The following is a 6433-nucleotide window of genomic DNA, read 5'->3' as shown; positions in this document are numbered from 1 at the left end:
GAAATGGTAAAACTAAGAAAAGAAACTGTAGTTAAGGTTAATGAAGTAGTAGATAACCAAATGAAAGTAGCCCAAGAAATTGCTGGTTTGCTGGGTGAGACTACTGCCGAAACCAAAGTCAGCCTTCTCAAAATAATTAAAATGCTCGAACATGAAATTGGAGAAGAAGAGGACGATGGATAATTTTTTGGATATTTACGAGCTAAGCTTGAATAAAAAAGGGGAAGAACTTTGCGGCGATAAAGTCAAATTCCGCAAAACAGAAAATAAAACTACCATCGTGTTGTCTGATGGCTTGGGAAGCGGCGTCAAAGCCAATATTCTGGCCACCTTAACTACAGAAATTCTGATTACGATGCTTAATGCTGATGTGCCGCTTGAGGAAGTAATTAAAACCACGATCGGCACTTTACCTATCTGCCAAGTAAGAAAGATTGCTTACGCGACATTTACGATTATTCAAATCGATCATAAAAGTAATAAGTTTGAAGTAATTAACTTTGATAATCCGCCCGTATTTTTTTTCAGTCAAGGGAAATTAATTAAGTTAGAACATAAAACCGAAAAAATATTGGATAAAAAAATCACCGTTTCGGAGGGTTTCCTGGAAAGAGGGGATTTTATAGGGGCGGTCAGTGACGGAGTGCTATACGCTGGGTTAGGCCAAACCTTAAATTTTGGTTGGGGTTGGGAAAGTATAGCCGAATTCATACAAGCTTTGTTTATCAAACAAACTAATTCAGTTCGTCATATTATTCATAGCGTCATCGCCGAAACCCATTCTCTTTATCGAGGCAAAATCGGCGATGATGCGACATTTGTCGGCGTATATGTCAGAAAACGAAATCCGTTGATGGTTTTCACAGGCCCTCCTTTGGAAAAAAGTAAGGATAATTATTATGTTGAAAATTTTTTGAATTTCGACGGTCGCAAAATAGTCTGCGGCGGTACTACGGGCAATATTGTAGCTAAGTATTTAGGAGAAACTATTGAAATGGATATTTCCACGATGCGGAAGGACTTGCCGCCAATTGGACAATTAAAGGGAGTGGATTTAGTTACAGAAGGAATTTTAACCATTTCCAAGGTGATTGAAATTTTAAAAGCTTGTAATTGCGATGTGACTAGATTGCCCAACGATAACAACGGCGCGGTTATGTTGGTGCGGGAAATTCTAGAGGCAGATTCGATCTTGTTCTTGTTGGGGCAAAAGATAAATGATTTTTATCAAAATCCTTTGTTGCCCAAGAATATTTCTATTCGTCGAAATTTAATAGAGGAGTTAGTCAAATTGTTAAGAGATAAGCAAAAAGAGGTAATTTTGGAATATTGTTAAAGTAACGCAAGTTGGAGCGTTAGAGTACAAGCAAAGATCGCCTACGAAATTTGAAATAATATGAATTGTAATCTGGCGGTTACGTTACAAACACTTAATAAATGTTTTGTCATCATCGGTTATGGTAACGATTTGCGTAGCGATGATGCTATTGGCCCTTGCGTTGCCAAAGCAGTGGAAGCATGGGGAGTGCCAAATGTAGATTCCCTAGCTTTGCAGCAACTCACACCAGAACTGGCGGACAGATTGCAAGATGCCTACGGTGCAATTTTTGTAGACGCAAGTAGTTCGCCGGAGGTAAAAAAAGTGGAGGTGTTAGCGATCGAACCGATCGAATCCGGAAAAACGATGACCCACACAAGCGATCCGCGATCGCTTCTCGCCCTCACGAAAGCACTCTACGGTCGTTATCCTCATGCTTGGTTGGTGAAGGTACCGGCAGTTAACTTTGAGTTAGGCGAATCGCTTTCGCCGATTGCCCAAAAAGGAATTGACGATGCTTTAGAAGAGATTGACTATCTGCTACGCAGCCAAACTTATGCGTCTCATTCGTGATGGTTTGCCGCACATTTTTCGTAGCTAATAGCAATACGCAAGGAGAACATAAAGTTTTCAGAAGTCAGCAATAATTTGCTATATTAAAATAAAATAGCAAATTACAAATGAAAAATAACGAATAGAGGTACAAAAAATGCTGAAAGCAGCAGACATAATGACCAAAGCAGTAGTCACCATTCGCGGCTCGGCAACGGTGGCTGAAGCAGTAAAATTGCTCAAAGACAAAGGTTTGCGAGCCTTAATTGTGGAGCGCCGTCACGATCGAGATTCTTACGGAATTGTTACTGAGACCGATATTGTTTACAAAGTGACTGCTTTTGGAATAGACCCCAAAAAAGTGCGCGTCTACGAAATTATGACCAAGCCCTGCATCGTCGTAAATCCGGATCTCGGTGTGGAATATGTGGCGCGGTTATTTGCTAATACTGGCATCCGGAGGGCACCAGTAATTCAAGACAAACTGCTGGGGATCGTCTCTATTACCGACATTCTTACTAAAGGTGACTTTGTAGAACAACCCAAAGAAGTTCTCATGGAGTCCGAAATCGAAAAAGCTATTGCCAATGCTCGTGCTATTTGTGCCGAAAAAGGTGCTACTTCTAAAGACTGTGCTGTGGCTTGGGATATTGTAGAAGAACTGCAAGCCGAAGCAGCTCATCAGCGGTCAAAGAAAATTGATAAAACAGCATTCCAGGAATACTGCGAAGAATATCCAGAGGCGGCAGAATCTCGGATATACGACATTTGATTTAACCCCACTCCCAGCCCCTTTCCGCCACGGGGAGGGGCGCATAACCCCCTTCTTCGCAGCCGAAAGAAGGGGTGAGGTTTTTCCGTTCAGAAATCAGCAATAAATAAAAAAACAATCAATTAGTTGTAAAAATTACAGAAATTTTTTTGAAGTTTTATTAAGTATATCGCAAATTGAAATAGCATTAAAAAATGCTAAGAATTTTCCCAACTAATCTATATTTGGTTAGATGATATAGCGATAGGCTATGCTAGGGGAAGAAGCGCATCGAATCAAGCATTTTAGGCATTAACAACATCCTGACTTTCATCGGTTGCTATAAAGCAACATAAATGTTGTTTTATTTTCGTTCCCAGGAGCTATATTTTATGCAAGTGCGATCGCCAAATAATTACAGGTGATTTCCGCAAAAAATGAGTAGAATTGCCAGAATTTAGAACTATAAAATTCACCTCGAAATTCTGACAAGAAAGCAGTATATAAAGCTACCAAAAGGTTTGAAAATGAGTAAAAAAACTTATGTAACTCTAGATGGTAACGAAGCAGTTGCTTATGTTGCCTACCGCCTCAATGAAGTGATTGCCATTTATCCGATCACCCCTTCTTCACCGATGGCTGAGTGGGCGGATGCGTGGACATCAGAGAACAAACCCAATATTTGGGGCACGGTACCTTCAGTGGTGGAAATGCAAAGCGAAGGAGGGGTTGCCGGTGCTGTTCACGGCGCGTTGCAAACAGGGGCGCTAACTACCACATTCACCGCATCTCAGGGATTGTTATTGATGATCCCGAATATGTACAAAATTGCAGGGGAATTGACGCCGACAGTGTTTCACGTAGCAGCGCGATCGCTAGCCGCCCAATCCCTCTCTATTTTTGGCGATCACAGCGATGTTATGGCTGCCCGCGCCACCGGCTTTGCGATGTTGTGTTCCGCCTCGGTGCAAGAAGCCCACGATTTTGCTTTAATTTCCACCGCAGCTACCTTAGAATCGCGCATTCCTTTTGTACATTTCTTTGATGGCTTCCGCACTTCTCACGAAGTTCAAAAAGTAGAAATTATGACAGAAGAGCTGCGCGGATTTATCCCCGACGAGCTAATATTCGCTCATCGAGAACGCGCACTCACTCCCGATCGTCCAGTAGTACGGGGTACAGCCCAAAACCCCGATGTCTACTTTCAAGCGCGGGAAACAGTCAATCCTTTCTATCAAGCTTGTCCGGATATTACTCAAAAAGTAATGGATAGATTCGCCCAACTAACCGGGCGTCAATATCAGCTATTTGAATATTACGGCGATCCGGAAGCAGAACGAGTCATTGTTTTGATGGGTTCCGGTTGCGAAGCAGTTCACGAAACAGTAGATTACCTCAACAGTGGCGCAGGCGTCAGTGGCGCAGGCGTCTCGCCTGCGGAAAAAGTGGGCGTTGTAAAAGTCAGATTGTATCGCCCATTTGACAGCAAGCGATTTGTCGAATCCTTACCAGCAACAACAAAAGCGATCGCAGTTTTAGATCGCTGCAAAGAACCGGGTGCCAGCGGCGAACCATTATATCTGGATGTAGTCGTCGCGATCCAAGAAGCTCAAAGCGATCCCAATCTCAAATCCAAAATCTTAAATCTAAAATCGATTGTGGGCGGACGTTACGGCTTATCTTCCAAAGAATTTACGCCAGCGATGGTTAAAGCCGTATTCGATAATTTAGTGGCGGGCGAGACGCCCACCCCACAACAGACGCCCACCCCACAAGAGAAGAAGAATCATTTCACCGTTGGCATCAACGATGATGTCAGCCACACCAGTCTAGAATTCGATCCGCAATTCTCCACCGAACCAGATAACGTAGTGCGAGCCGTTTTCTACGGTTTGGGTTCCGACGGTACGGTAGGCGCTAATAAAAACTCGATCAAAATTATCGGCGAAGAAACTAATAACTACGCCCAAGGTTACTTCGTTTACGATTCCAAGAAATCAGGCTCGGTAACAGTATCTCACCTCCGCTTTGGGCCGAATCCTATTCGTTCTACTTATCTGATCGGTAAAGCTAACTTTGTTGCCTGTCACCAGTGGGGATTTTTGGAACAATTTGAGATGCTTGATATTGCTATCCCAGGTGCTACTTTCTTGCTGAATAGCCCCTACGATCCGGAGGAAGTTTGGAGCCACCTGCCGCGTTCGGTGCAAGAGCAAATCATTAACAAGAAGCTAAAATTATACGTATCGAACGCTACCAAAATTGCCAAAGAAAGCGGCATGGGCGGACACATCAATACAGTGATGCAAGTGTGTTTCTTTGCTTTATCTGGGGTGCTGCCACGAGAAGAAGCGATCGCTGAAATTAAGAAGTTCGTCCAAAAGACTTACGGCAAGAAAGGCGAAAAAATTGTCCAAATGAATATAAACGCGATCGACAACAGTCTGGACAATCTTTTTGCAGTCAAAGTGCCAGATAAGGTAGATAGCGAAATAAATATGCGATCGCCCGTACCGGATACCGCCCCCGCCTTCGTTCGGGAAGTTCTCGGTCAAATAATTGCCAAACGCGGCGACGAATTGCCAGTCAGCGCTTTGCCGATCGATGGTTCCTATCCCAGCGGCACATCGAAATGGGAAAAACGTAACATCTGCCAAGAAATTCCGGTTTGGGACGCGGATGTTTGCGTTCAATGCGGCAAGTGCGTGATGGTATGTCCTCACAGCGTTATTCGCAGTAAAGTTTACGAACCAGCACAACTGGAAAACGCACCGGCAACTTTCAAGAGTACCGATGCGAAAGACCACGATTGGAAGGGATTAAAATTCACCATTCAAGTCGCCGCAGAAGACTGCACTGGTTGCGGTGTTTGCGTCGATGTTTGTCCGGCGAAAAATAAATCTCAACCGAAATTGAAAGCGATTAATATGGAACCGCAATTACCATTGCGGGAACACGAACGGACAAATTGGGATTATTTCCTCAGTTTACCGAATCCCGATCGCCGGGAATTGAAATTGACCAAGATCGCTCAACAACAAATGCAAGAACCTTTGTTTGAGTTTTCAGGCGCTTGTGCTGGTTGTGGAGAAACGCCTTATCTGAAATTGGTGAGTCAATTGTTTGGCGATCGCATGGTAATTGCCAACGCCACCGGATGTTCTTCCATCTACGGCGGTAACTTGCCCACAACTCCTTGGACGCACAACAGCGAAGGACGCGGCCCAGCTTGGTCGAATTCTCTGTTTGAAGATAACGCCGAATTCGGATTGGGATTCCGCATTTCCATTGACAAACAAACTCAATTTGCCGTTGAGTTACTGACCAAATTGGCAACTCAAATAGGCGAAGGACTTGCCAACGGTATCCTGAGTGCCGCACAAAACGATGAAGCAGACATTTGGGAACAGCGCGATCGCGTCGCCCAACTCAAACAACGCTTAGAAGAACTGCTGAATTCCCAACTCGAACCCAATCTCAAATCCCAAATCAAAAATCTCAAATCTCTGGCAGATTATTTAGTCAAAAAGAGCGTTTGGATTATTGGCGGTGACGGTTGGGCTTACGATATTGGCTACGGAGGATTAGACCACGTAATTGCCAGCGGTCGCAACATTAATATACTCGTTCTCGACACAGGTGTTTATTCCAACACGGGCGGGCAAATGTCGAAAGCTACTCCACGGGGAGCAGTCGCTAAATTTGCCGCCGCCGGTAAACCTGCTGCGAAAAAAGACCTGGGTGCGATCGCCATGACCTACGGCAATGTTTACGTAGCAACTGTAGCAATGGGCGCACGAGACGAAGATCGG

Annotated in this window: 4 protein-coding genes and 1 pseudogene; all 5 read left to right on the top strand. The window is 44.2% G+C overall.

Going from position 1 to position 6433, the window contains the following annotated elements:
* Positions 1-183: pseudogene (locus H6S82_RS13915) on the top strand (hypothetical protein); the annotation flags it as partial.
* Positions 176-1336, top strand: a complete 1161-nt coding sequence (locus tag H6S82_RS13910) for a SpoIIE family protein phosphatase (protein WP_190465356.1) — start codon at positions 176-178, stop codon at positions 1334-1336. The pseudogene H6S82_RS13915 and the gene H6S82_RS13910, both read left to right, overlap by 8 nt.
* A gap of 60 nt (positions 1337-1396) precedes the next feature.
* Entirely contained in the window at positions 1397-1891 is a 495-nt protein-coding gene (locus H6S82_RS13905) for a hydrogenase maturation protease (RefSeq protein WP_190465353.1), read from the top strand.
* Between the two features lie 136 nt (positions 1892-2027).
* On the top strand, positions 2028-2642 hold the full coding sequence (locus H6S82_RS13900; RefSeq protein ID WP_190465352.1) for a CP12 domain-containing protein: 615 nt from the start codon (positions 2028-2030) through the stop codon (positions 2640-2642).
* Positions 2643-3148: 506 nt separating this feature from the next.
* Positions 3149-6433 (top strand): pyruvate:ferredoxin (flavodoxin) oxidoreductase (nifJ, locus tag H6S82_RS13895; RefSeq protein ID WP_191056324.1); only part of this gene is annotated, 3285 nt, incomplete at its 3' end.

This window comes from Planktothrix sp. FACHB-1355, assembly GCF_014748295.1.
Taxonomy (GTDB): domain Bacteria; phylum Cyanobacteriota; class Cyanobacteriia; order Cyanobacteriales; family Aerosakkonemataceae; genus Aerosakkonema; species Aerosakkonema funiforme_A.
The sequence above is the reverse complement of the archived record's forward strand: the minus strand, read 5'-3'. Positions and strand labels throughout refer to the sequence as shown.